This window comes from Hansschlegelia beijingensis, from assembly GCF_045505405.1.
Lineage (GTDB): Bacteria > Pseudomonadota > Alphaproteobacteria > Rhizobiales > Methylopilaceae > Methylopila > Methylopila beijingensis_A.
In genome coordinates this window covers 1-3040 of the sequence record NZ_JBJKEX010000361.1, presented here as the reverse complement: position 1 = coordinate 3040, position 3040 = coordinate 1, and the positions used below count along the sequence as shown (strand labels likewise).

General features: G+C 72.1%; 1 protein-coding gene. It reads left to right on the top strand.

Going from position 1 to position 3040, the window contains the following annotated elements; translation table 11 throughout:
* Positions 1-3040, top strand: a 3040-nt coding sequence (locus tag ACIKT0_RS16010; RefSeq protein ID WP_407106350.1) for an apolipoprotein A-IV repeat region-like domain-containing protein, incomplete at both ends; no start/stop codon positions are given.

Genomic DNA, 3040 nt, shown 5'->3' with positions numbered 1-3040 from the left:
CGGGCGAAATCAGCAACGCCGAGCGCATGCTCGGCGACGCCGCTCTGCACGTGGCGCAGCGCCTCGAGGACGGCGCAGCGGCGGCTCGCTCCACGCTGCAGGACTCGGTCGCGGACTTCGGCGGCCTGATGGACGCCCGCGTGTCCGCGATCCGCGAACAGCTCGATCGCGTCGTCGGCGAGATCGACTCGACCGTCGCCCGGCGCGGCGAGAAGGTCGGCGAGGCGCTGACCATGGCGGCGGAAGCGTTCAACGACGCGATCGCCGCGCGCGGCGGCGCCCTCACCCAGTCGCTGGCCGGCTATCTGACCGGTCTTGAAGAGGCGCTCGACAAGCGCGCTCCGGGTCTCGTGGAACGCCTCGGCGAAGAGAGCGGCCGCTTCGCCGAACTCCTGGCCGAACGCGTCGGCGAGGCGGAGCGCAAGCTGGCCGAACAGGGCGATCGCTTCGGGGACGTCGTCTCCGACCGCGTCGCGGAGGCCGCTCGCCGGCTCGGCGACGAGACCGGACGCGTCGCCCAGGCGCTGGAGGCGCGGCTTGGCGGCTTCGACGAGCGGATCGTGGCGTTCGACGACGCCTCGCGCCAGCATGTCGCGAACCTCGACCAGCGGATCGAGCAGGTCGGGCGGCAGATCGCCGGCCAGATCGGCTCGTTCGACGATCGCGTCACCCTGCTCGACGACCAGATCGCAAGGCTCGACGGCGCCATGGCCGGTCGCGTCGCCGCCATCGACACCAAGGTCAGCGCGATCGACGAGACCGTCGGCGCGCAGATCGGCAAGATCGACGGCAAGATCGCCACGCTCGACCGCATCATCGGCGAGCGGCTGGGCGCCTTCGACGCGCGCGTCTCGACGCTCGACGGGGCGCTCGGCGAACGGCTCTCGACCTTCTCGGAGCGCATCGGGGCGCTGGACGGCACGCTCGACGAGCGGATCGCCACGCTCAGCGAGCGCGCCAGCGCGATCGGCTCCGCGGTGGCGCAGAGCTTCGAGAGCTTCGACGACCGCGCGGTCAAGCTGACCCGCTCGGTGGCGGTGCACGTCGCAGGCTTCGACGCAAAGGCGTCCGAGCTCGAGCGGACGCTGGCGGAACGGGCCGACTCCTTCGCGAGCCGCGCCGCCGACCTCGACGCGCTGCTGGCGAACCGGTTCAACTCGTTCGACGACCAGATGGCGACCCGCCTCGGCGACCTCGCTCTGTCGCTCGAGAGCCGGATCACCCGCATCGACGACGGGCTCAGCTCCCGGACGCGGACGCTCAACGAGACGCTCGCGCAGCGGACGCTCGAACTCGCCCGCACGCTGGGCGAAGGCTCCACTACGGTCGCGGCAGCGCTCGCGCAGCGGGCGTCGGAATTCGCCGCGACGCTGTCGGCGCGCACCGACGATCTCGTCGCCTCGTTCGACGGCAAGGCGGAGGCGGTCAACCGCGCCCTCGGCGCCAAGGCGATCGAGGTCGGCGACACGCTCGACACCCGCATCGCCCGCTTCGAGATGACGGTTCTGGGCCGTCTCGACTCCGTCAGCGCGGCGCTTGACGAGCGCAGCGCAGGGGTCGCCGAGCGGATCAGCGGCAAGATCGAGGGCGTCTCGCAGGCGCTCGGCGAGGTCTCCGGCCGCGTCGAAGCCGAACTCGCCCGGCTCGCCGGCGAGACCGCGGAGGCGCTCAGCTCCCGCATCGCCGAGTTCTCGGCCGCGCTCGACCAGAACGGCTCCGGCCTGCTCGATCGGCTCAGCCGTCAGGGGGGCGAGGTCACCCGCGAACTCGCAAGCGTCGGTGAGACGGTTGCGAACGCGTTCGACCAGCGCTCCACCGCGTTGGTCGAACTGCTCGGCGCGCGCGGCGACGCGTTGCGCGAGACGATCGAGGGGCTGAACGGCGAGCTGGTCACGACCTTCGAGACCCGCGGCGCGTCCGCGGTCGCGAATCTGAGCCAGGTCGCCGACCGGCTGCGGCTCACCTCGCAGCGCCTGGGCGAGACGCTAGGCGCGGAAACCGCAAAGGCCGTGGAGCAGCTCGACGGGTCCAGCCAGAAGCTGCAGGAGGCTGTCACCGAAGCGACCTCGGCCCTCGCCCGCACGATCTCGCGGGAGAGCAAGCGCGCGGTGGCCGAGCTCACGGAGACGCAGACCGCGCTCACCGCGGAGCTCGCCGACGCTCTGGGCAAGCTCTCCGACGCCAATGGCTCGCTGCAGGGACTGCTTGATGTCGCCTCCAAGAAGCTCGGCGCGGTCGAGACCGACCTCTCGGGCCGCGTGACGGCCTTCGAGGAGATCATGGCCGACATCGCCGAGACGACGACGCGCACCGGCGAACGCGTCGGCGGCCAGGTGGCGTCGCTGCGCGACGTGTCGACCAGCGTGCTCGACCGGGTCAGTGAGGTCGCCCGCCAGCTCGAGCACCAGACCCAGGCGATCAGCAAGATCACCGAGACCCTGGACGGCACGCAGAGCCGCCTCGCCGGCTCGCTCGAGGAGCGGCGCACCGCCCTCGACGTGCTGGCGGAAGAGCTTGGCGGCAAGGCCAAGGAGCTTGGTGCTGCGCTCGAGGGCTTCACCGCCTCGATCGACGGGGCGCTGTCGAAGTCCGAACAGCGCGCCCGGCGCGTCGCCGAGGGGCTGGCCGCGCAGGTCGGCGCCACGACCCAGTCGATCGCCGGCGAGTTCGACAAGGTCCGCCAGACGAGCGAGGGCGAGCGGCAGAAGACCGCCGCGGCCCTCAAGGCGGCGAGCGAGGAGGCCGCGCGCGACATCCAGCGCATGCTGGGCGAAGCGAGCGCCAAGTTCGGCGAGGTCACCCGCGAGATGCGGACCATGACCGCGTCGATCCAGGGCGAGCTCGACGCGACGCGCGAACAGCTGCGCCGCGGCGTGCTGGAGATGCCGAAGGAGGCGGAGGAGAACGCAGCCGAGCTCCGCCGCGTCGTGGCCGAGCAGATCAAGGCGCTTACGACGCTCGGCGAGATCGCCGCGCGCCATGGCGCCAGCCTCGATGTCGCGGAGGCCCGCGACCAGCGCGTGATGCGCGGCTCGGCGGC